The sequence below is a fragment of the Nocardioides sp. InS609-2 genome (assembly GCF_023208195.1).
In the GTDB taxonomy this organism is placed as follows: domain Bacteria; phylum Actinomycetota; class Actinomycetes; order Propionibacteriales; family Nocardioidaceae; genus Nocardioides.
In genome coordinates this window covers 1,721,477-1,743,652 of record NZ_CP060034.1, presented here as the reverse complement: position 1 = coordinate 1,743,652, position 22,176 = coordinate 1,721,477, and the positions used below count along the sequence as shown (strand labels likewise).

Below are 22,176 nucleotides of genomic sequence, written 5' to 3'. Positions count from 1 at the left end.
GGCAGGTCAGGCGTCGCTGGTGCGCCCCAGCGCCACGTCGACGAGGTGCTCGGCGATGGCGAGGCTGGACGTGGCGGCAGGTGAAGGCGCGTTGCGCAGCGCCACGACCGGCCCGCGCACGCTGATCCGGAAGTCGTCCACGAGGTTGCCCGACGAGTCCATGGCCTGGGCCCGGATCCCGCTCGGTCCCGGGACCACGTCGTCGACCCGGAGCTCGGGCACGTAGCGGCGGGCTGCAGCCACGAAGCGGCGGCGGCTCAGCGAGCCCGCCATCTCCGCCACCCCGGTGCGCCAGTGCTTGCGTGCGAATCGCCGGAACCCGGGCGATCCGGCGATCTCGCGCAGGTCGCGCATCGAGACGTCTCCCCAGCGGTAGCCCTCGCGGGCGAGCGCGAGCACGGCGTTCGGGCCGACCATCACCTCACCGTCCACCCGGGGCGTCAGGTGCACGCCGAGGAACGGGTAGCGGGGGTCGGGCACCGGGTAGACCAACCCGTTGACGAGCGAGCGCTTCTCGGGCCGGAGCAGGAGGTACTCGCCCCGGAAGGGCACGATCCGCGGGTCTGCCTCGTCCCCGGCGCGCTCGGCCAGCCGGTCGCTGAACAGCCCGACGCAGAGCACGACCTTGTCGAAGCGCCCGTCACGACTGGTGCCGTCGCGGTCGGTGCCATGCAGCACCACTCCGCCGGTGGAGTCGAGGTCTATGTCGGTTGCCGTGATGCCGCAGTGCACCTCGCCGCCACGCAGCTCGACCTGCCTGGCCAGCTCACGGGTGACACCGGGGAAGTCGACGATGGCGGTCGTGGGGGAGTGCAGGCCGGCCACCCCGGCGACGTGGGGCTCGATCTCGAGCAGCTCCGCGCGGTCGATCCGACGGACGCCGGGTACGCCGTTGGCCAGCGCGCGCTCCTCGATCGCGCCGAGACGGGACCGGTCCTGCTCGTCGAGCGCGACCAGCACCTTGCCGATCTCGTCGTAGGCAATGTCGTGCTCCTGGCAGAACTCGCGCAGCATCCCGACGCCGCGTCGGCACAGGCGGGCCTTGAGCGACCCGGGCTCGTAGTAGAGGCCGGCGTGGGCCACCCCGGAGTTGCGACCGGTCTGGTGACTGGCGAGCGTGTCTTCCTTCTCCCACACGGTCACCGACGCGTCCGGGTCCACCTCCTGGAGTCGCGCCGCGACGGCCAGCCCGATGATCCCGCCGCCCATGACGGCGTAGGACTGGGCGCTCATCGGTCGGCGAGCGGAGGGTGAGTTCCCATACCAGCACCGTATCTGCCCGGCGGCCGGTCTCGGAGGCGCTGGTTGCATGAACCGCATGACCACGCCGATCGCCCTGAACCCCCGCCTACAGGCTCTGGACATCGTCTGACCCGCCGTCCCGCGCGCTTGACACATGCTGCCGGCGTGTAAAGGGGCACATTCTGTTACCGGGGGGTAGATAGCGCGACGCGGACCACCTACGCTCGCGAACATGAGCGCTTCGAACCCGCACCCCGGCCTGCACGTCGGCGACGGCCCGGCCGACCCCGAGCACGACCCGCGCGCGTCGTACGCCCTCGAGCCGGCGTACGTCGACAACCTCACCCGTCGCGTCGTCAGCAGCACCGGACAGACCTCGGCGGTGCGCTCGCCGCTGGCCGACCAGCCGCTCGCGCACATCCCGCAGTCGAGCACGGCCGACGTCGCCACGGCGTACGAGAAGGCCCGGGTGGCGCAGGCTGCCTGGGCACGGACGTCGCTCGACGATCGGGCGGCCTGCATGCTGCGGCTGCACGACCTGGTGCTCGACCGCCAGGAGGAGATCCTCGACCTGATCGTGCTGGAGTCGGGCAAGGCCCGCAAGCACGCCTTCGACGAGCCGCTGCACATCGCGCTGACCGCGCGCTACTACGCCCGCACCGCCCACCAGCACCTCGACACCCAGCGCAAGCTGGGCGTCATCCCAGCCCTCACGCGCGTCGAGGTCAACCGGGTGCCCAAGGGCGTCGTCGGCATCATCTCGCCGTGGAACTACCCGTTCACGATGGCGCTGTGCGACGGCCTGCCCGCGCTGATGGCCGGCAACGCCGTCGTGGCCAAGCCCGACGCGCAGACCATGCTGTCGGCGCTGCTCGGCGCGCAGCTGCTGGAGGAGGCCGGCTTCCCGGCCGACCTGTGGCAGGTCGTCGCCGGCCCGGGCCGCGAGCTCGGCGGGCCGATGATCGAGCGGTCCGACTACGTCTGCTTCACCGGCTCGACCGCGACCGGCAAGCTGATCGCGGCGCAGTGCGCGGAGCGGCTGATCGGCTGCTCGCTCGAGCTGGGTGGCAAGAACCCGATCCTGGTGCTGCGCGACGCCGACCTCGAGAAGGCGGCCGAGGGTGCGGTGCGCGCGTCGTTCTCCAACGCCGGGCAGCTCTGCGTCTCGATGGAGCGGATGTTCGTCGCCGACCAGGTCTACGACCGGTTCGTCGAGCGGTTCGTGGCGCGCACCGAGGCGATGAGCCTGGGTGCCAGCCTCGACTGGGGCGTCGACATGGGCACGCTCATCTCGGCCGACCAGCTCGAGACCGTGCAGGCGCACGTCGACGACGCTGTCGCCAAGGGTGCCCGGGTGCTCACCGGCGGCAGGGCGCGTCCCGACCTGGGGCCGTACTTCTTCGAGCCGACCATCCTCGAGGGCGTCACGCCCGACATGACCTGCTTCGGCCACGAGACATTCGGCCCCGTCATCTCGCTCTACCGCTTCCACGACGAGGCCGACGCCGTCGCGCGGGCCAACGAAGGCGAGTACGGCCTCAATGCGTCGATCTACACCCAAGACGGCACCCGCGGCCGAGCGATGGCGCGCCGGATCAAGTGCGGCACGGTCAACATCAACGAGGCCTTCGGCGCGACGTTCGCCTCCGTCGACTCCCCGATGGGCGGCATGCGCGAGTCCGGCATGGGCCGCCGTCAGGGCAGCGAGGGCATCCACCGCTACACCGAGAGCCAGTCGGTGGCCACCCAGCGGCTGGTGCGGTTCGCGCCGATGCTCGGGATGTCCGACCAGGCCTACGCCAAGATGATGACCGCCAACCTGCGGCTGATGAAGAAGCTGGGTCGCGCATGACGGAGTACGACTACGACGTCCTGGTCGTGGGCTCCGGCTTCGGCGGATCGGTCACCGCGCTGCGCCTGACCGAGAAGGGCTACCGCGTCGGCGTGATCGAGGCGGGCGCGAGGTTCGAGGACTCCGACTTCCCCGACACGTCGTGGGACGTCAAGCGCTATCTCTTCCGGCCCGAGATCGGTTGCTACGGCATCCAGCGCATCGACGCGCTCAACGACTGCCTGATCCTGTCGGGGGCCGGCGTCGGTGGCGGCTCGCTGGTCTACGCCAACACGCTCTACGAGCCGCTCGACGCGTTCTACCGCGACCCGTCGTGGGCGCACATCACCGACTGGAAGTCGGAGCTCGCGCCCTACTACGACCAGGCCAAGCGGATGCTCGGCGTCGTCGAGAACCCGCTCCGCACCGCCGCTGACGACGTGATGGAGAAGGTCGCCCAGGACATGGGTGTCGGCGACACCTTCCACCCGACACCCGTCGGCGTCTTCTTCGGCGGCCCGGGGGAGTCCCACCACTCGGCCGTGGCCGACCCGTACTTCGGGGGTGCCGGCCCCGACCGGGTGCCGTGCCGCGCGTGCGGCGAGTGCATGACCGGCTGCCGCCACAACTCCAAGAACACGCTGGCCAAGAACTACCTCTACCTGGCCGAGTCCCTCGGCGCGGTGGTGATGCCGCTGACGACGGTGACCCGGGTCGCGCCCCGCACCAGTGGTGGCTACGACGTCGACGTGCGCTTCACGAAGGCCAGGCGCGCGCGTCGTACTCTCACGGCCGAGCAGGTCGTCTTCGCCGCCTCGGCGCTCGGCACCCAGAAGCTGTTGCACAAGATGAAGGACGAGGGCCACCTGCCCGGCCTCTCCGACCGCATGGGTCACCTGTCGCGCACCAACTCCGAGTCGATCCTGGGCGCGATCGCTCCCGACACCAGCGTGGACTACTCGCGCGGCATTGCGATCACCTCGTCCTTCCACCCCGACGAGGACACCCACGTCGAGCCGGTGCGCTACGGCAAGGGCAGCAACCTGATGTCGTTCCTGCAGACCGTCCTCACCGACGGCGACGGGCCGGCGCCGCGCTGGCAGACGTGGGTCCGGGAGATGTGGAAGGAACGCCGCAACATCCGCGACCTGTACGACGTCAAGCACTGGTCCGAGCGCACCGTGATCGCCCTGGTCATGCAGAGCATCGACAACTCGATCACGACCTACACCAAGCAGGTGCCGGGCACGAAGCGCCGCTACCTCACCTCGAAGCAGGGCCACGGCATCCCGAACCCCACGTGGATCCCGGCTGCCAACCAGGTCGTGCGCAAGATGGCCGACCTCATCGGTGGCAAGCCCGGCGGGTCGATCGGCGAGCCCTTCAACCGGCCGCTGACCGCACACTTCATCGGCGGCTGCACCATCGGTGACTCCGTCGAGACCGGCGTGATCGACGCCTACCAGCGGGTCTACGGCCACCCAGGGCTGCACATCTCCGACGGCTCGGCGATCAGCGCCAACCTGGGGGTCAACCCGTCGCTGACGATCACCGCCCAGGCCGAGCGGGCGATGGCGTTGTGGCCCAACAAGGGCGAGCCCGACCAGCGCCCCGCCCTGGGTGACCGCTACGAGCCGATCACGGCTGTGGCGCCCGCACACCCCGCCGTACCCGTGTCGGCGCCGGGCGCACTGCGGCTGCCGATCGTCTCGGTCAGCTAGATCGCAGCGAACTGGCTCGGGTGGCCCATAACCCAGCCCGAAGGGGGTCGTTGGGACCCTATAGCGCCCGGCGAGCGAGCTCCCTCCCAGCTACCGGGCGCACGTCTAGGCACTGCTCAGCAGTCGCTCTGGCGGTCAGGGCCCGGCGCCTCCCTCCCTGCCGGGCCCTGACGGGGGGCCACTCGTTCTCGGTAGGCTGCGGTCATGGAGCACCCTGAACACGATCTGGTCCTGGTGGTCGACTTCGGGGCGCAGTACGCCCAGCTGATCGCCCGCCGCGTGCGCGAGGCGCGCGTCTACTCCGAGATAGTGCCGCACTCGATGCCCGTCGCCGAGATGCTGGAGCGCAAGCCGGCGGCGATCATCCTGTCCGGCGGCCCGTCCAGCGTGTACGCCGACGGCGCGCCCGCGATCGACACCGGCATCTTCACCGCGGGCGTCCCGGTGTTCGGCATGTGCTACGGATTCCAGCTGATGGCGCAGGGCCTCGGCGGCACCGTCGCCCACTCCGGCGCACGCGAGTACGGCCGCACCCCGGTCACCGTCACCGCGCCCGGCACGCTGCTGGCCGAGATCCCCGAGCACCACACCGTGTGGATGTCGCACGGCGACTCCGTGCAGGCTGCGCCGGAGGGCTTCGACGTGCTGGCGTCGACCGACACGACGCCGGTCGCGGCCTTCGAGGACATCGGCCGCCGGCTCGCAGGGGTGCAATGGCACCCCGAGGTGCTGCACACCGAGCACGGCCAGAAGGTGCTCGAGCACTTCCTCCACTCCATCGCCGGCTGCCGCCAGACCTGGACGATGGTCAACATCGTCGAGGAGCAGATCGAGCGGATCCGCGCGCAGATGGGCACTGATGGGCGGGCGATCTGCGGGCTCTCCGGCGGCGTCGACTCGGCGGTCGCGGCGGCCGTCGTACAACGTGCCATCGGTGACCGGCTCGACTGTGTGTTCGTCGACCACGGCCTGCTGCGCAAGGGCGAGGCCGAGCAGGTCGAGCGCGACTTCGTCGCTGCGACCGGTGTGAAGCTGCACGTCGTCGACGCCGAGAAGCAGTTCCTCGAAGCACTGGCCGGGGTAAGTGATCCCGAGCAGAAGCGCAAGATCATCGGCCGCGAGTTCATCCGCACGTTCGAGGCCGCAGAGGCCGACGTACTCGCTGGGGCCGACCTCGGCAGCTCCACAGACGGGCAGGGTCATAAGGTCGCGTTCCTGGTGCAGGGCACGCTCTATCCCGACGTCGTCGAGTCGGGAGGCGGCACCGGCACCTCCACCATCAAGTCGCACCACAACGTCGGCGGCCTGCCCGACGACCTCGAGTTCGAGCTCGTCGAGCCGCTGCGCACGCTCTTCAAGGACGAGGTCCGGCTGGTCGGGGAGCAGCTCGGCCTCCCCTCCGAGATCGTCTGGCGGCATCCGTTCCCCGGACCGGGGCTGGCGATCCGCATCATCGGCGAGGTCACCCGCGAGCGGCTCGACATCCTGCGCGAGGCCGACGCCATCGCCCGCGAGGAGCTCACCCACGCCGGCCTCGACCGCGACATCTGGCAGTTCCCGGTGGTGCTGCTGGCCGACGTCCGCTCGGTGGGCGTCCAGGGCGACGGCCGCACCTACGGTCACCCGATCGTGCTGCGCCCGGTGACCTCCGAGGACGCCATGACCGCCGACTGGGCGCGGCTGCCGTACGACGTGCTCGAGCGGATCTCGACCCGCATCACCAACGAGGTGGCCGAGGTCAACCGGGTTGCCGTCGACATCACCTCCAAGCCCCCCGGGACCATCGAATGGGAATGAGGGCGGTCCATCACCTCGACCTCTGGGTCAGTGATGCCGCCACCGCCGAGGGTGAGTGGGGCTGGCTGCTGGGGGAGCTCGGCTGGGAGGCAGACAGTACGACGACGTCGTGGCTGCATGCCGACGGCACCTACCTGTTCATGGAACGCTCCGCCGACCTGGTCGACGAGCCGCACGACCGGCTTCGTCCCGGTGTCAACCACGTCGCGTTGACGTGTGAGGACCGAGCGCTGCTCGACCGGATGCGTGCGGAGTCGTCGTCGCACGGCTGGCACGAGCTCTTCGCCGACCGCTACCCCCATGCCGGCGGAGACGCGCACACGGCCCTGTTCTTGGAGAGCTCCGAGGGGTTCGAGGTCGAGGTCGTCGTCTCGTCCGACTGAGGGGTAGTCCGGGGCAAAATGTGCCTCGGATCGCCGGTACGGGTGCATTTTGCCCCGGAGTATCCCGGCGATGGGTCAGCTGGCGAGCAGCTCGGTGCGCTCCGCTGCCAGGAGTACGGCGCCCGTCAGCGAGGCTCGCTCGGCGAGCTGGCTGGCGACCACCGGGGTGGCGGCCACCGCGTCGAGGGCGTGACGGCGGAGCCCGATGCGAGCCGGCTCCAGCAGGAACTCGCCGGCCCGGGCCATGTCGCCGCCGACGACGACGAGGCCTGGGTTGAGCAGGTTGACCACGCTCGCGAGGCCCCAGCCCAGGTGCAGCCCGGCGTCCTCGAGGGTGCGGACCGCCGCGACGTTGCCGGCCTCGGCCGCCTCGACGATGTCGTCGAGGGTGGCACCGGGCAGCTGCCCGGCCATCATCGCGATCACCGCGCTGGTCGATGCATAGGCCTCGAGACAGCCGCGGCTGCCGCACCTGCACATCGGGCCCTGCTCGTCGAGCGTGAGGTGCCCGACCTCGCCGGCAGCGCCGAGGCTGCCGTGGTAGACCGAATCGTTGATGATGATGCCGGCGCCGACGCCCGACGAGATCTTGAGGAACACCGAGCACGTGTGGCCGCGCGCGACTCCGACGCGGTGCTCGGCGAGAGCACCCAGGTTGGCGTCGTTCTCGACGTGCACCGGCATCCCGAGCCGCTCCTGCGCCGCATCCTGCGCGTGTACGCCGACCCAGCCGGGCAGGATCGAGGACGACCGGACCACGCCGTCGGTGATCGGTGCGGGGATGCCCATCGTGATGCTGCGCAGGCCGGTTGGCGCGGCGCCGGCGGCCGCCAGCAGCTCGGCCAGCAGTGTCGACGCCAGGTCGAGCCCGTCGGCGTACCCGTGACCGGCGTCGAGGGGCCGACGCTCGTCGGCGATCAGCGCGCCGGTCATGTCGCCCAGGGCGACCGCGATGTGGCTGTGACCGAAGTCGATGCCCGCCACGAGCCCGGCGGTGCGCGCCAGCTGGACCGTCGTACCCCTGCGGCCACTGCCGGGCTCGGTGTCGACGAGCCCGTGCGCGGACAGGTCGCGGACGATGTTGGAGACCGTGGCGGGGGCCAGTCCGGTGAGCCTGGCCAGGTCGGCCTGGGTGACCGGAGCGAGCGCGACACCGTCGTCGGGAACGGGTACGCCGCGCCGCAGCACGTCGAGGACACGCTGCTGGTTGGCGGTGCGGAGCGAGGCTGTGGAGCCCGGCGCGCTCTCCCGTTGAGACATGGCTGACACTGTGGACGAGGTGGCACCTAGTCGTCAAGAGAAAGGCGCAAGAGTTCGTGAATACCCAGAATGAAAGAGTTTGCGTTCACCTCTTGACGACTAGGGCTGTGACTCAGCACACTCTTCCCAGACCAGGGGCTGATTTGACGATCAGCCCAGCTCACCGAGGAGGGACCTTATGTCCACCACCCTGCACCGCTACGCAGCCTTCGGCGCTGCCCTGTTCATCGGCGCCGCCGGCCTTTCGGCCTGCGGGGCCAACGACGACCAGTCCGGCGACGGTGGCGACTCCGCCAGCGGCGGCGACAAGACCATCGCGCTCCTTCTTCCTGAGTCGAAGACCACCCGCTACGAGGCCTTCGACCGGCCACTGTTCGAGGCCAAGGTCAAGGAACTGTGCAGCGACTGTGGCGACGTCTTGTACTACAACGCCGACCAGGACGAGGCCAAGCAGTCCCAGCAGGTCGACACAGCCATCTCCGAGGGTGCTTCGGTGCTCGTGCTCGACCCAGTCAACGGTGCCGGCGCCGGCGGCATGGTGCAGACGGCGCAGGACGCCGGCGCCGAGGTGATCGCCTACGACCGGCTGATCAAGGAAGCCGACTACTACATGTCGTTCGACAACGAGACGGTCGGCAAGATGCAGGCCCAGGCGCTCGTCGACGCGATGGGTGACAAGGGCGGCATCCTGATGCTCAACGGCTCGCCCGACGACCCCAACGCCGCGCAGTTCAAGGCCGGTGCGCACAGTGTCCTCGACGCCAGCGGTGTCGAGATCCTCGAGGAGTACGACAACCCCGACTGGAGCCCCGAGAACGCGCAGAAGTTCGTCACTGACATGCTCAGCAAGTACGACCCCGAGCAGATCAACGGGGTCTACGCCGCCAACGACGGCCAGGCCGGCGGCGTGGTTGCCGCGCTCACCGGTGGCGGGTTCGCCGCCGACGCGCTGCCCCCGATCACAGGTCAGGACGCCGAGCTGGCCGCGATCCAGCGGATCATCGCCGGCGAGCAGTCGATGACTATCTACAAGCCGATCCCGATCGAGGCCGAGAAGGCCGCCGAGGTCGCGGTCGCGCTCGCCAACAGTGAGGACGTCGGCGACACCACCGACTACGAGGGCGTCCCGTCGTTCATCTTCGACCCGATCGTGGTGACCTCCGACAACGTCGCTGACACCGTCGTGGCCGACGAGTTCTACTCCGCTGCGGACATCTGCACCGACGAGTACGCCGACGCGTGTACGGCGGCTGGCCTCTCCTGATGTCCGAAACAGCGACGCAGGCGCCGGTCGGGGACGCAGTTCTGTCCCTGACCGGCGTCACCAAGCGGTTCGGCGCGGTGCAGGCCCTCTCCGACGTGCACCTGCGGGTGCGCGCCGGTGAGGTCGTCGCCCTCGTCGGCGACAACGGCGCCGGCAAGTCCACGCTGGTCAAGGTGATCTCGGGGGTCTACACCCCCGACGAGGGGGAGATCACCTTCGCCGGCCGCAAGATCGCCGTGAGTGGTCCGTCCGAGGCACAGGCCCTCGGCATCGCCACGGTCTTCCAGGACCTCGCCCTGTGCGACAACCTCGACGTGGTCGCCAACCTGTTCCTCGGGCAGGAGAAGGCACTCGGGCCGATGCTCGACGAGGTCGCCATGGAGAAGGAGGCGTGGCGGTTGCTGCGCACCCTCTCGGCCAAGATCCCGTCGGTGCGGATCCCGATCGCCTCCCTGTCGGGCGGCCAGCGGCAGACCGTCGCCATCGCGCGCAGTCTGGTCGGCAGTCCGAAGGTGGTCATGCTCGACGAGCCGACCGCCGCCCTGGGCGTGGCCCAGACGGCGGAGGTCCTCAACCTCATCGAGCGGCTCCGTGAGACTGGCCTCGGCGTCATCCTGATCAGCCACAACATGGCTGACGTGCAGGCCGTGGCCGACCGCATCGTCGTACTCCGTCTCGGCAAGAACGCGGCGGAGTTCCAGGTCGAGGACGCCACCACCGAAGAGCTGGTGGCCGCCATCACCGGCGCCTCCGACAACGTCGTCGCCAGTCGCGCCAGCCGGCGTGCGGGTGAGGCACCGAGCGAAGGGGACCCGGCATGAGTGGCGCGGATCCGAGCACCGAGACAGCCGCATCGACCGTCGCGGCCGACCTGGCCGACGAGCGGCTGGTCACCGCGCAGGGCCTCTCGGGTTACGGGCACTTCATGTGGAACCGACTGCGGTCGGGTGAGCTCGGCAGCCTGCCTGTCGTGGTCGGCCTGCTGATCATCTGCATCGGGTTCTACAGCGCAGAGCCGCGGTTCCTCTCGTCGCGCAGCGTCGTTTCGATCACGCAGTTCGCTGCCCCGATCGGCATCATCGCGCTCGGGATCGTGCTCGTGCTGCTGCTGGGCGAGATCGACCTGTCGGTCGGATCGGTGAGCGGGTTCGCGTCGGCCGTCATGGCCGTCACCCTCATCGACAAGGGGCAGTCGATGATCGTCGCGCTCATCGCTGGCATCCTGGTCGGCGTCGCGATCGGTGCGTTGTACGCCGTGCTGTACGTCAAGCTCGGCGTGCCATCGTTCGTCTTCTCGCTCGCCGGCCTGCTCGGGTTCCAGGGCGCGCTGCTCTACGTGCTCGGCGACAACGGCACGCGCAACCTGCCGTCCGACTCGTTCCTGGTCCAGTTCACCCGGTTCGAGTTCGTCGGCCACACGATGTCGTACGTCCTGGTGGTTGCCATCGCCGCGGTCTACGTGCTCTCGCAGCTCCTGGTGATCCGGCAACGCACCTCCGCCGGGCTCAGCGCGTCGTCGTTGACGACGGTCGGCATCAAGGCGGGGGCGTTCGTCGTCGGGCTCGGGTTCTTGACCTACTACGTCAACATCGACCGTGGCTGGACCTATCTCTGGGTCTTCTTCGCGGTGCTCGTGGTGATCATGGACCTCGTGCTGCGGCGCAGCCGATGGGGACGGCACGTGTATGCAGTGGGTGGCAACGAGGAAGCGGCACGACGCTCGGGCATCAAGGTCGACCGGATCTACTTCTCGGTGTTCGCCCTGTGCTCGACGCTCGCTGCCCTGGGTGGTCTGCTTGCCGCGGGTCTCCAGACCTCGGTCTCGCAGGCCAGCGGCACCAACGACACCAACCTGCAGGCCATCGCGGCCGCGGTGATCGGCGGTACGTCGCTCTTCGGCGGCCGCGGGTCGGCGTACTCCGCGATGCTCGGCATCATCGTGCTGCAGGCGATCCAGTCCGGCCTCAACCTGGTCGGGGTCGACTCATCGGTGCGTTTCATGGTGACCGGAGGAGTGCTGCTCCTCGCTGTCGCCATCGACTCGGTCTCACGACGGGCCCGCTCCTCGAGCGGCCGCGGATAGCGCCGACCCCGCGATCCGCAGAACCCCGGGCGAGCCGGGGTTCTGCGGATTACGCTTGTCCGTATGCCCACGTTGACCGCCGCCGGCCTGCTCGCGGACGAGGAGGGTCGGCTGAACCCGCTCCTCCCGCACCCGATGGAGATCGTCTTCATCGTCGCGGTGCTGATGCTGCTGCTCGTCGTCGGGGTGAGCGCGTTCCTCGTCGTACGGTCGAACCGTCGTGAGCAGAGCAGGGCCGGAGTGCGCGAGCAGCAGTAGCCGCCCGCTCAGTGCACGATCTCGAGCGCCTCCGGGTCGTCGACCGCCGCCGGCTTGTCGTCCTGGTCGAGCTTGCTCGGCCACCAGATCTTCGGGCCCAGGTCGAGGTTGAGCGCGGTGACCAGCACCGATCGCACGATCATGGTGTCCAAGATGACGCCGAGAGCGACCGCCAGGCCGAGCTCGGCGAGAAACACCACCGGGATGGTGCCGAGCACGAGGAACGTGCCCGCGAGGACCAGGCCGGCCGACGTGATCACGCCACCTGTCGACGTCAGCGCCACCAGCGCGCCCGTGCGGGTGCCACGAGCCTGCGTCTCCTCGCGCACCCGGGTCATCAGGAAGATGTTGTAGTCGATGCCCAGCGCGACCAGGAAGACGAAGGCGAACAGGGGGAACGAGGGGTCGGACCCGGCGAAGCCCAGGACGTACTCGAAGAGCACCGCCGAGATGCCCATGGCTGCCCCGAACGAGAGCACCACCGTGGCCGTCAGGATCAGCGGCGCCAGCAGCGCCCGCAGCAGCATCACCAGGATCAGGAACACCAGGATCAGGATGGCCGGGATGATCACGATGTTGTCCCTGCTCGCCGCCTCCTTGGTGTCGAGGTAGAACGCCGAACCGCCGCCGACCAGCGCGTCGGCCCCGTCGACCGCGTGCGCGGCGGTCCGCACGGCGTTGACCACGTCGAACGCCTTGGGTGAGGACACGTCGGCGTCGATCACCGCCTGGACGAAGGCGATATCACCTGCGATGACCGGCTCGCTGGGCTCCTCGAGCCCGTCGATGCCCGACATCGAGTCGCGTACGGCGTCGGCCTGGTCGGCGTTGGCGACGACCTGGACGGTGTTGGACGTGTCGACGAGACCATGCTCGACCAGAGCCTTCTGACCGGTGATCGACTGGAACTCCTTGGTGTAGGAATCCTCGGTCGACAGGCCACCCGCGTCGAGCCGGAACAGGCCGAGGCAGGCAATGGCCAGCAGGGCGGTGGTGACGACCCAGACGGCACGGGGCCGGACCGCGATCCGGCGGCCGACCTTCGCCCAGAAGCCCGACTGGGTCGGCTCGGGGGAGCCGAAGGCGGGGCGCTTGGGCCAGAAGACCCAGCGGCCGCAGACCACCAGGAGGGCCGGCAGCAGGGTCACCATCACCAGGAACGTGACGGCGATGCCGATCGCGGCGACCGGGCCGAGGCCAGCCGTCGAGTTCATCTCGGCCAGCAGCAGGCACAGCATCCCGAGGACCACGGTGGCGGCGCTGGCGAAGATCGCCGGCGCCGCGCGATGCAGCGCGAAGGCCATCGCCTCGTGCCGGTCCTCGTGACGGCGCAGCTCCTCGCGGTAGCGCGCCACCAGCAACAGGGCGTAGTCGGTGCCGGCGCCGATGACCAGGATCGTCAAGATGGCGTAGCTCTGCCCGTTGACCGTCAGGTCGGCGTACTTGGCGAGGAAGTAGATCAACGCCTGGGAGGCGAAGAGCGCCACGCCTGCACAGAAGATCGGGAGCACCCACAGGATCGGGCTGCGGTAGGTGAACAGCAGGATCATGATCACGACGCCGAGGGTCGAGAAAAGCAGTGTCGTGTCGATCCCGCCGAAGGCCTCGGCGGAGTCGGCCGCCTGCCCGCCCATGCCCGCGATGTAGACGTCGGCACCCTCGATGTCGGCGATGCCGCGCAGGTCGTCAGCGGCGTCGGGCAAGGATTTCCAACCGTTGGCGCCGAAGTTGAAGACGACCTGGGTCTGGGCCAGCTGACCGTCGGCGGACACGCCGGCCATGCCGAACTGCTCGGCCGACTGCGGGCTGAGCACGGGCGGCATCCGCCCCTCGACGGGCTTCTCGACGCCCTTCAGGCCGGCGAACTCGGTCGCCTGCTCCTCGATGGCGGCGAGATCCGCATCGGTGAGGCCAGAGGACTTGTCGTAGACGACGAGGGTGGGGATGGCGTTCTGGTCCTGGAACGCGGACAGCTTCTCGAGGGCGCGGGTCGACTCGGCGCTCGAGGGCAGCCAGGAGGAGGCCTCGTTGTTCTGCTCGCCGGCGAGCTTGGCAGCGAAGACCGAGGAGGCAACCACGGTGACTATCCAGAAGACGACGACGATCCACTTGGTGACGGGGCCGGTGAGTCGGCCGGCAATTTGACGATGCATGGAGGTAGTCCACCAGAGACCACCGACATCGCGCATCAGGGATTTCCCGTGTATCGCGCAGCTGTCACCCAGGCGGATAGGCGGTGGGCAGCGCCTCACCCCGCTCCGCGAGTACGTCGCGCAGCCGGTCGGGGTAGTCCGTGATCAGGCCGTCCACCCCGAGGTCGACGAAGTGGCCCATCGTGGCGGCGTCGTCGACGACGTACGGCACGACCCTGAGCCCGAGATCGTGCGCGTGGTCGACGAGCTCGCGGGTGACCAGCGGACGGTAGGCGGGGTCGCCGATGCCGGAGGCGTAGGGGCTGCCGTGGATGGGGGAGACGGCGTTGAACCCCAGCTCCGCCGCGGTCGTGAGCGGGTCGTCGCCGAAGTCGGCCAGCCGCACGTCGTCCAGCCAGGGCGACGGCTCGGTCCCGACGCCCTTGAGGTACTTCGGGTTGAACAGCAGGTTGAGCCGCATCTCCGGGTCGGCCTGACGCACAGTCTTCAGCGCGCCCCAGTCGAAGCTCTGGATCGACGCACGCTCCATCAGCCCGGCCTCGCGCAGGGCGCCGACGAGCAGCTCCACGAAGACGTCGCGGGGAGCCCCGGCTTCGGGCGCGGACGCGTCGTACTTGATCTCGACGTTGAGCCCGACCTCCACCGCGGCGCGCTCGTCGAGCAGCGCGAGCACGTCGGCGAACGTCGGCATAAGCAGCCCCGTGGCCACCGGCCGGTCGGGGAAGTCGCTGGCGCGCAGGCCCGCCACGTCGACCGTGTGCAGCTCGTCGTGGGTGAGCTGGTGGATGAGCTGCCCGGTGTGCGGGCCGGACACGATCTCGCGATCGTGCGAGACGACGAGCACGTCGTCACTGCTCACGTGTACGTCGCACTCGAGTGTGGAGACGCCGAGAGCGAGTGCGGCGCCGAACGCCGCGAGGGTGTTCTCGGACGTCAGCCCGCTGCCCCCGCGGTGCGCCTGGACGTCGAAGTGCTCGATCAGCCGGGTGGTCACGGCGTGCACGCTAGCGAAGGCGGGCCAGTTCAGATACCGAGGCTTCGACCGATGATCTCCTTCTGGATCTCGGTCGTGCCTCCGTAGATCGTCTGGACGCGGCTGTTCACGTAGGCGCGGGCGATGGGGTACTCCATCATGTAGCCGTAGCCGCCGTGCAGCTGCACGCCCTGGTCGACGAGCTTCTTCTGCAGCTCGGTGGTCCACCACTTCGCCATCGACGCGGTCTTGGCGTCGAGCTCGCCCTTGGCGTGCAGGGCGAGGCAGTCGTCGACGAAGACGCGGGCGATGTGGGCCTCGGTGGCCATCTCCGCCAGCACGAAACGGTTGTGCTGGAACGACCCGATCGGCTTGCCGAACGCGTTGCGCTGCTTGGCGTAGGTCAGAGACTCGTCGAAGACGAACTCGCACGCGGCGGCTGCGGAGACGGCGATGGAGAGGCGTTCCTGCGACAGGTTGGTCATCAGGTAGACGAAGCCCTCGCCCTCCTTGCCCAGCAGGTTCTCCTTCGGCACGCGCACGTTGTCGAAGAAGAGCTCGGCGGTGTCCTGGGCGTGCTGGCCGATCTTGTCGAGGTTGCGGCCGCGCTCGAAGCCTTCCATGCCGCGCTCGACGACGAGCAGCGAGATGCCCTGATAGCCGGCCTCGGGATCGGTGCGGGCGACCACGATGACGAGGTCGGCGAGGATGCCGTTGGAGATGAAGGTCTTCGAGCCGTTCAGAACGTAGTGGTCACCGGCGTCGACCGCCGACGTACGGATGCCCTGCAGGTCGGAGCCGGCGCCCGGCTCACTCATGGCGATGGCCGCGATCAGCTCGCCGGAGCAGAGTCCGGGGTACCACCGCTCCTTCTGCTCGTCGTTCGCGCTCGCGACGAAGTAGGGCACGATCATGTCGTTGAGGAGCGGGTACGCCGCGCCGTACACACCGCGTCGGGTCATCTCCTCGCCGATCACCGCGTTGTAGCGGAAGTCGGGCGTGCCGCCGCCGCCGTACTTCTCGTCGAGCTGGAGCCCCAGCAGGCCCCGTGCGCCAGCCTTGGTCCAGGCCTCGCGGGAGACGACGCCGTCGGCCTCCCACTGCTCGTGGTGGGGCACGATCTCCTTGTCTAGGAACGTGCCGACCGTGTCGCGGAACGACTCGTGCTCGGCGTCGAAGACAGCGCGGGTCATGCGATCCACTCCTTGATCTGGGCGACGGTCGCGGCCGGGTCGTCGGACGCCGGGCTCACTTGCAGGTTGGTGACGCCGGCTTCCTTGAAGGCGGCGATGCGCTCCTTGACGTACGACGCGGGGCCGACGAGGTTGCCCGCCTCGAGCCACTCCAACGGCACCACGGCCTCCGCATCGCGCTTGTTGCCGCCGAGGTAGAGGTCCTGGATCTCCTTGGCCTCCTTCTCGTAGCCGTACTGGCAGGCGAGGTCGTTGTAGAAGTTCTTGCCGCGCGCGCCCATACCGCCGACGTACAGCGCGTACATCGGTCGGGCGAAGTCGAGGAGTGCCTTCGTCTCGGGGCCTTCGCCGATCGCGACCATGCCCCCGGCCGCGATCTCGAGCGGCGCCAGGCCCTCGTCCCGCTTGGCGGTGCCCTTGGCGAGCGCGTCGCCCCACACGTCGCCTGCCTTCTCGGGGAGGAACAGGAACGGCAGCCAGCCGTCGGCGTACTCGGCGGCACCCTCGACGCTCTTGGGGCCGAGGGCGGCGATGTAGATGGGCACACTTGGGCGCTCGGGACGGGTGAGCAGCTTGAGCGGCTTGCCGAGGCCGGTGCCCTGGCCCTCGGGCAGCGGAAGCTTGAAGATGCCGTCGTGCACGAGCGTCTCTCGGCGCAGGCCGCGGCGGACGAGGTCGACGATCTCGCGGGTGCGCCCGAGCGGCTTGTCATAGGGGATGCCGTGGAATCCCTCGATCACCTGCGGCCCGGACGCGCCGAGACCGAGGATCGCGCGGCTGCCGGACACGTTGTCGAGGCCGGCCGCGGTCTGCAGGATCGCGCTGGGCGTGCGGGAGAAGACGTTGAGGATCGCCGCGCCGATCTCGACCGTCTCGGTGCGGGCGGCGAGGTAGCCCATCAGGGTCGGCGAGTCGAAGCCGTAGGCCTCCGCCACCCACACGGTGTCGAGGCCGGCCTGCTCCAGCGCCGCCACCTGATCGGCCGCTTCGCGGGGGTTGCCGGAGTACATCAGGGGCATGGAGAGCTTCATGCTCCGGATCGTGACATCTTTACTGTCACAATCGCAAGGGATCCTCAGGGCACGGTCGGCCCGAAGGAGTCAGTGGCCGCCGTTCCACGAGTCCCAGAGCGCGGCGTACGAGCCACCGGCGGCGACCAGCTCGTCGTGCGAGCCGAACTCCGCGATCACGCCGTCCTCGACCACCGCCACGCGGTCGGCGTCGTGGGCGGAGAAGAGCCGGTGGGCGATGGCGATGACGGTTCGGCCGTGGAGTACGGCGGCCAGGGAGCGCTCGAGGTGCCGCGCGGACCTCGGGTCGATGAGGGAGGTGGCCTCGTCGAGCACCAGCGTGTGCGGGTCGGCCAGCACCAGGCGGGCCAGTGCGATCTGCTGCGCCTGCGCCGCACTCACGGGCCGTCCGCCGGAGCCCACGATGGTGTCGAGTCCATCGGGCAGGGCCTCGACCCATTCGAGCGCGTCGACGGCGTCGAGGGCCGCCCGGATCTGGTCGTCGCTCGCACCCGGAGGTGCCGCGAGGGCGAGGTTCTCGCGCAGCGAGCCGACGAACACGTGGTGCTCCTGGGTGACCAGCGCGACGTGACCGCGCAGGTCGCCGAGCGGCAGCTCGACCAGGCCGACACCTCCGACGGTGACCGAGCCGGTGCGCGGCGGATGGATGCCCGCGAGCAACCGGCCCAGCGTCGACTTGCCGGCGCCGGACGGGCCGACCATGGCGATGCGCTCACCGACGCCGACGTCGAGCGAGACGCCGTGCAGCACGTCGCGCCCGGCGACGTACGAGAACCGCACGTCACTGGCGTCGAGCTTCTCGTCGGCGGGCTGCGCGCCGGTGGCCACGCGGTCATCGGGCACCTGCGCGACACCGAGCAGCCGCGCGAGCGACGCGGCGCCCATCTGCAGCTCGTCGAGGATCGACACGATCCGGTCGACGGGGTCGATGAGCATCTGCACGTAGAGCGTGGCCGTGGTGACCTCGCCCAGGGACACCGAGCCCTTCGTGTAGAGCCAGCCGCCGAACAGCAGTGTCGCGACGGTCGGGAGCAGGTAGGAGATATCCATGTTGGGGAAGAAGACCGTGCGCAGGAACAGCGTGTAGCGCTCCGCGCCGTACGACGCCCTGCAGTCGGCGTCGATCTGCCGCACCCGCTCGTCCTCGAGCCCGAGCGCCTCGACGGTGCGGGCGCCCTCGACGGTCTCGGTGAGCGTCGCGTTGATCTCGGAGTACGACGCGCTCTCACGGAGATAGCCGTCCTTGGCGCGGGCGAGGTACCACCGCAGGCCGATGACGAGCGGGGGCACGCCGACCACGCAGGGCAGCACAACCCACCAGCCGACACTCAGAGCGGCGGCAAAGGTGAGCGCCGCGGTGACGACCGCGATCGTCCACTCGGGCAGCGCCCAGCGCACCGACCAGCCGAGCTGGTCGACGTCGCGGCTGGTGCGGGTCAGCAGGTCACCGGAGCCGGCCGACTCGACGACCCCGACCGGCAGCTGGAGAGCGTTGTCGACGAAGTCCTCGCGCAGCTCGGCCAGCACGCTCTCACCCAACACCTGGCTGATCAGCCGGGCGTAGCGCGTGATGACCGTCTGGAGCACCAGGAACCCCGCCAGCAGGACGATGACCCGGTTGACGTGACCGAGCGTCGTGCCCTCGTCGACGGCCTGGACGAGGTCGCCGATGAGCCGCGGTGCCGCCAGCGCAGCGAGCGCCGCGAAGACGTGCAGCGAAAGGGCGCCCCACAGCATCTTCGGGTGCCGGCGGGCGATGTCGACCGCGTAGCGGCGGACCGCGGGGCCGTCGGCGACGGGGAGCTTGGTGCTCACCGGGCCACCTCCTCGGCGTTGCCGGCGACGCGGGTCACGGTGGCGCGGTAGTCGGGGTGGTCTCGCAGCAGGTCGGCGTGCGTGCCGACGGCGGTGATCTGGCCGTCGTCGAGGAAAGCGACCTCGTCCACGGCGTCGAGCAGCAGCGGACTGCTGGTGGTGACCACGGTGGTGCGGCCGGCGCGGAAGTCGCGCAGCCGGGATGCGATGCGTGCCTCGGTGTGCGCGTCGACGGCCGACGTGGGCTCGACGAGCACGAGCACCTCCGGGTCGCTGGTGAGCACGCGGGCCAGCACCAGGCGCTGCTGCTGGCCGCCCGAGAACGACCGGCCGCGCTCGGTGACGACGGTGTCGAGACCGTCGGGCAGCGCGTCCACGATGTCGTCGCCGCTGGCGGTCGCAAGTGCACGGCGTACCCGCTCCTCGCCACCGGTGCCGGTGACGTCGAGGCGGTCACCGAGCCGCCCGGAGAAGAGCGCGGTGCCGGTGTCGGACACCACGATCCGGCGGCGTACCTCCTGGCGGGCCAGGTGGGTGAGCGGCACGTCGCCGAGGGTGACGTCGTCGTCGACGTCTGCGTGTGTCATGCCCAGCCGGTCGGCGAGTACGGCGGCCGCGTCGGGCTGCTCCGAGACGATCGCGGTGATCCGGCCGGCGCGCACCAGCAGGCCGGTGCGGGCGTCGTACAGGTCGGAGTCGGTGGGCGGTGAGGTGGCCAGGACATCGGGGTCGGTGAAGTCGGACGTCAGCGCGAGCACATGGCAGACACGGCGCGCGGAGACGCGGGCGCGGATGAACTTGTTGGCGTACTCGGTGACGGTGCGCAGCGGGATCATCAGGAACGCGGCGTAACCGTAGAACGCGACCAGCTCGCCGGGCGAGATCGTGCCCTGGACGGCATAGCGCGCGCCGAGCCAGACGACGAGCACCACGAAGACGCCCGGGAGGAACACCTGGAGCCCGTCGAGAACCGACTGCACGCGTGCGACCTCGACCCCGGCCTTGCGGGTCGTCTGCGACTGGCGGCGGTAGCGACCGAGGAAGACCTGCTCGCCGCCGATGCCGCGCAGCACCCGAAGGCCGCTGACGATGTCGCTCGCAGTGTTCGAGAGCTCGCCCATCAGCTGGCGCTGGTGGGCGCTGCGCGCCTGCAACGGACTGAGCAGTGGGCCGACCGCCAGCATCAGCAGCGGCACCCCGACGAGTACGACGAGGCCCAGCGTGACCGACGTGCTCAGCAGGATGACCGAGACCAGCAGGAACGACACGATGGCGCCGGCGAAACGGGCCGTGACGTCCATGACCTGACCCAGGTGCGAGAGGTCGGAGGTGCCGATCGCGACGACCTCACCCGTCGAGACCTTGCGCGGCAGGGTGCCACCGAGGTGAACGGCGTGGCGGCCGACGAGCTGCACGGTGCGGTAGGCCGCGATCATCCAGTTGGTGACGGCGAAGCGGTGCCGCATGATGCCGCTGACCGCCTGCACGAGGCCGATCGCGAACATGATCAGCGCCCACTTCACCAGGGCGCCGGAGTCCTTGGCGGCGACTCCCTCGTCGATCGCGCGGCCGAGCGCTGCCGGCATGACAGCTTGCGCGCCCATCCACACGATGCCGAAGGCCATGCCGCCGAGCAGGGTCTGCCACTGACCCTTCGCCATCCACCAGAGGAACTTGTTCGGGGTCCGATGGTCGGCGACGCCGGGGTCGGCGAGTGGGAGTTGGCGCACCCCCGAACGTTACGTAGTGCCGGGGTGGGCTGCCACCGGTTTTACGGTGGCCGATGTCTCAGATCGCCGGCCCGGACGGCGCGGGAACCGTCGCATTCGCCCGGCGAACCAGGCAGGATGGCGGCGTGGACGTCGTGGCCGTGATCGCCCTCTCGTACCTGCTGGGCAGTGTGTGGTTCACGTGCGCGTTCCTCACCGGCGTGGCGGCGTACCGACGCGGGATCGCTGTCCTTCCGGCCCTGCTCGCCGGTGTGTGCTTCCCGGTGGCGTGGACCGTCTGGTACCTCCGGGCCGAGCGCCGGCTCCGCGTGGCCTGACCGCCGGCTGACCGCGCCTCAGGCGTCGCGGCCGGCTCCGGGGGAGGGCACCACCGGGAGGTAGGACGGCGCCGTGAGGCCCGCGCCGAGGGCGGCCGTGGTGACGGCGCGCTCGACTGCCACGCGTCGTACGACGGGCACGAGCGCGATCACCGCGCCACCGAAGCCACCACCGGTCATCCGGGCACCGAGGGCACCGCCCTCGATCGCGGTCTCCACGATCAGGTCGACGGCGGGCACGGTGTTCTCGAAGTCGTCGCGCATCGAGACGTGTGAGGCGGTCAGCAGCGGGCCGATCTCGGCCAGCCGACCGCCGCGAACCAGCGCCACAGCGTCGAGCACCCGGTGGTTCTCGGTGAGCACGTGCCGAGCACGCCGCTGGGTCTCGGGGTCGTCGGCGAGTGCGACCAGTGCGGCGTCGACGTCCTCGACCTCACGCAAGGTCTCGACACCGAGCCGCCTCGCCGCGGCTTCACACGCGTGCCGTCGGGAGGCGTACGCGCCGTCGACGAGCTGGTGGGGCGCGTTCGAGTCGATGACCAGCAGCTCGAGCCCGGACGCGGCAGGGTCGCACGCGACGGGTTCGACCGTGAGGGCCCGGGCGTCGAAGAAGCTCAGGTGCCGTGCGCGCGAGTGCAGGATCGTCATCTGGTCGAGGAGCCCGGTCGGCGAGCCGGCGTACTCGTTCTCGGCACGCTGCACGATTTTCGCCAGCTCGGTCGGGTCGAGCTCGACCCCGGCCAGCCCGGTGAGGGCGAGGGCGACGGAGCACTCCAGTGAGTGCGACGACGAGAGCCCGGCACCCAGCGGCACCTCGCTCGCGATCTCGAGGTCGGCTCCGGGTACGTCGACCCCGGCCTCGGCCAGTGCCCAGGCCGCGCCCGCGACGTACGCACCCCAACCGGTCACCTCGCCGGGCGTGCCGGGTACCTCGAACTCGATCGCCGCGTGCCCACCCGAGCGGGCGACGACGGTGCGGTCGTCGCGACGGGTCGCGGTGACGGTCGTGCGCAGGGGCAGCGCGAAGGGCAGGGCGAAGCCGCCGTTGTAGTCGGTGTGGTCGCCGATGAGGTTGACCCGGCCGGGAGCTGACCAGGTGCCGCGGGATTCGCTCACGGTCGCTCA

Annotated in this window: 18 protein-coding genes; 9 read left to right on the top strand and 9 right to left on the bottom strand. The window is 69.9% G+C overall.

The window, feature by feature from the left end:
* Positions 1-6: 6 nt before the first annotated feature.
* On the bottom strand, positions 7-1,233 hold the full coding sequence (gene lhgO / locus H4Q84_RS09150; RefSeq protein ID WP_248583080.1) for an L-2-hydroxyglutarate oxidase: 1,227 nt from the start codon (positions 1,231-1,233) through the stop codon (positions 7-9).
* A 241-nt stretch (positions 1,234-1,474) separates the two neighbouring features.
* Here lhgO and H4Q84_RS09145 point away from each other — a divergent pair, with 241 nt between their 5' ends.
* From H4Q84_RS09145 to H4Q84_RS09130, 4 genes are all read left to right on the top strand, one after another.
* The gene (locus H4Q84_RS09145; RefSeq protein WP_248583079.1) at positions 1,475-3,094 is read left to right on the top strand and encodes a succinic semialdehyde dehydrogenase; all 1,620 of its coding nucleotides are present in this window, start codon (positions 1,475-1,477) and stop codon (positions 3,092-3,094) included.
* A complete protein-coding gene (locus H4Q84_RS09140) occupies positions 3,091-4,794 on the top strand; it encodes a GMC family oxidoreductase (RefSeq protein WP_248583078.1) in 1,704 nt (567 codons plus the stop codon). Before H4Q84_RS09145 ends, H4Q84_RS09140 begins: the two co-directional genes overlap by 4 nt.
* 204 nt (positions 4,795-4,998) lie before the next feature.
* On the top strand, positions 4,999-6,591 hold the full coding sequence (guaA, locus tag H4Q84_RS09135; protein ID WP_248583077.1) for a glutamine-hydrolyzing GMP synthase: 1,593 nt from the start codon (positions 4,999-5,001) through the stop codon (positions 6,589-6,591).
* Positions 6,588-6,974, top strand: coding sequence for a VOC family protein (locus H4Q84_RS09130; RefSeq protein WP_248583076.1), 387 nt, complete (start codon positions 6,588-6,590; stop codon positions 6,972-6,974). Before guaA ends, H4Q84_RS09130 begins: the two co-directional genes overlap by 4 nt.
* A gap of 75 nt (positions 6,975-7,049) precedes the next feature.
* On the opposite strand, the gene H4Q84_RS09125 is transcribed toward H4Q84_RS09130, so the two are convergent.
* A complete protein-coding gene (locus H4Q84_RS09125; protein ID WP_248583075.1) occupies positions 7,050-8,234 on the bottom strand; it encodes an ROK family transcriptional regulator in 1,185 nt (394 codons plus the stop codon).
* Positions 8,235-8,412: 178 nt separating this feature from the next.
* Between H4Q84_RS09125 and H4Q84_RS09120 the strand changes: the two genes are divergently transcribed.
* The 4 genes from H4Q84_RS09120 (at position 8,413) to H4Q84_RS09105 (ending at position 11,839) form a co-directional block, all read left to right on the top strand.
* On the top strand, positions 8,413-9,498 hold the full coding sequence (locus tag H4Q84_RS09120) for a substrate-binding domain-containing protein (protein ID WP_248583074.1): 1,086 nt from the start codon (positions 8,413-8,415) through the stop codon (positions 9,496-9,498).
* Positions 9,498-10,319, top strand: coding sequence for an ATP-binding cassette domain-containing protein (locus H4Q84_RS09115; RefSeq protein ID WP_248583073.1), 822 nt, complete (start codon positions 9,498-9,500; stop codon positions 10,317-10,319). Before H4Q84_RS09120 ends, H4Q84_RS09115 begins: the two co-directional genes overlap by 1 nt.
* Positions 10,316-11,581, top strand: a complete 1,266-nt coding sequence (locus H4Q84_RS09110; protein WP_248583072.1) for a sugar ABC transporter permease — start codon at positions 10,316-10,318, stop codon at positions 11,579-11,581. Before H4Q84_RS09115 ends, H4Q84_RS09110 begins: the two co-directional genes overlap by 4 nt.
* Before the next feature lie 63 nt (positions 11,582-11,644).
* On the top strand, positions 11,645-11,839 hold the full coding sequence (locus tag H4Q84_RS09105) for a hypothetical protein (protein ID WP_248583071.1): 195 nt from the start codon (positions 11,645-11,647) through the stop codon (positions 11,837-11,839).
* Positions 11,840-11,847: 8 nt separating this feature from the next.
* Here the strand turns inward: H4Q84_RS09105 and H4Q84_RS09100 are convergent, their stop codons facing one another.
* From H4Q84_RS09100 to H4Q84_RS09075, 6 genes are all read right to left on the bottom strand, one after another.
* On the bottom strand, positions 11,848-13,992 hold the full coding sequence (locus tag H4Q84_RS09100; RefSeq protein WP_248583070.1) for an MMPL family transporter: 2,145 nt from the start codon (positions 13,990-13,992) through the stop codon (positions 11,848-11,850).
* Between the two features lie 64 nt (positions 13,993-14,056).
* A complete protein-coding gene (locus H4Q84_RS09095) occupies positions 14,057-14,986 on the bottom strand; it encodes a glycerophosphodiester phosphodiesterase family protein (RefSeq protein ID WP_248583069.1) in 930 nt (309 codons plus the stop codon).
* A 29-nt stretch (positions 14,987-15,015) separates the two neighbouring features.
* On the bottom strand, positions 15,016-16,158 hold the full coding sequence (locus H4Q84_RS09090; RefSeq protein WP_248583068.1) for an acyl-CoA dehydrogenase family protein: 1,143 nt from the start codon (positions 16,156-16,158) through the stop codon (positions 15,016-15,018).
* The gene (locus H4Q84_RS09085) at positions 16,155-17,189 is read right to left on the bottom strand and encodes an LLM class F420-dependent oxidoreductase (RefSeq protein ID WP_248583067.1); all 1,035 of its coding nucleotides are present in this window, start codon (positions 17,187-17,189) and stop codon (positions 16,155-16,157) included. The genes H4Q84_RS09090 and H4Q84_RS09085 overlap by 4 nt, the downstream gene beginning before the upstream one ends.
* A gap of 69 nt (positions 17,190-17,258) precedes the next feature.
* The gene (locus H4Q84_RS09080; RefSeq protein ID WP_248583066.1) at positions 17,259-19,004 is read right to left on the bottom strand and encodes an ABC transporter ATP-binding protein; all 1,746 of its coding nucleotides are present in this window, start codon (positions 19,002-19,004) and stop codon (positions 17,259-17,261) included.
* The gene (locus tag H4Q84_RS09075; RefSeq protein ID WP_248583065.1) at positions 19,001-20,734 is read right to left on the bottom strand and encodes an ABC transporter ATP-binding protein; all 1,734 of its coding nucleotides are present in this window, start codon (positions 20,732-20,734) and stop codon (positions 19,001-19,003) included. The genes H4Q84_RS09080 and H4Q84_RS09075 overlap by 4 nt, the downstream gene beginning before the upstream one ends.
* 125 nt (positions 20,735-20,859) lie before the next feature.
* Between H4Q84_RS09075 and H4Q84_RS09070 the strand changes: the two genes are divergently transcribed.
* Positions 20,860-21,051, top strand: coding sequence for a hypothetical protein (locus H4Q84_RS09070; protein WP_248583064.1), 192 nt, complete (start codon positions 20,860-20,862; stop codon positions 21,049-21,051).
* An 18-nt stretch (positions 21,052-21,069) separates the two neighbouring features.
* Here H4Q84_RS09070 and galK read toward each other — a convergent pair whose 3' ends face one another.
* A complete protein-coding gene (galK, locus tag H4Q84_RS09065; protein WP_248583063.1) occupies positions 21,070-22,167 on the bottom strand; it encodes a galactokinase in 1,098 nt (365 codons plus the stop codon).
* Positions 22,168-22,176: the final 9 nt, after the last annotated feature.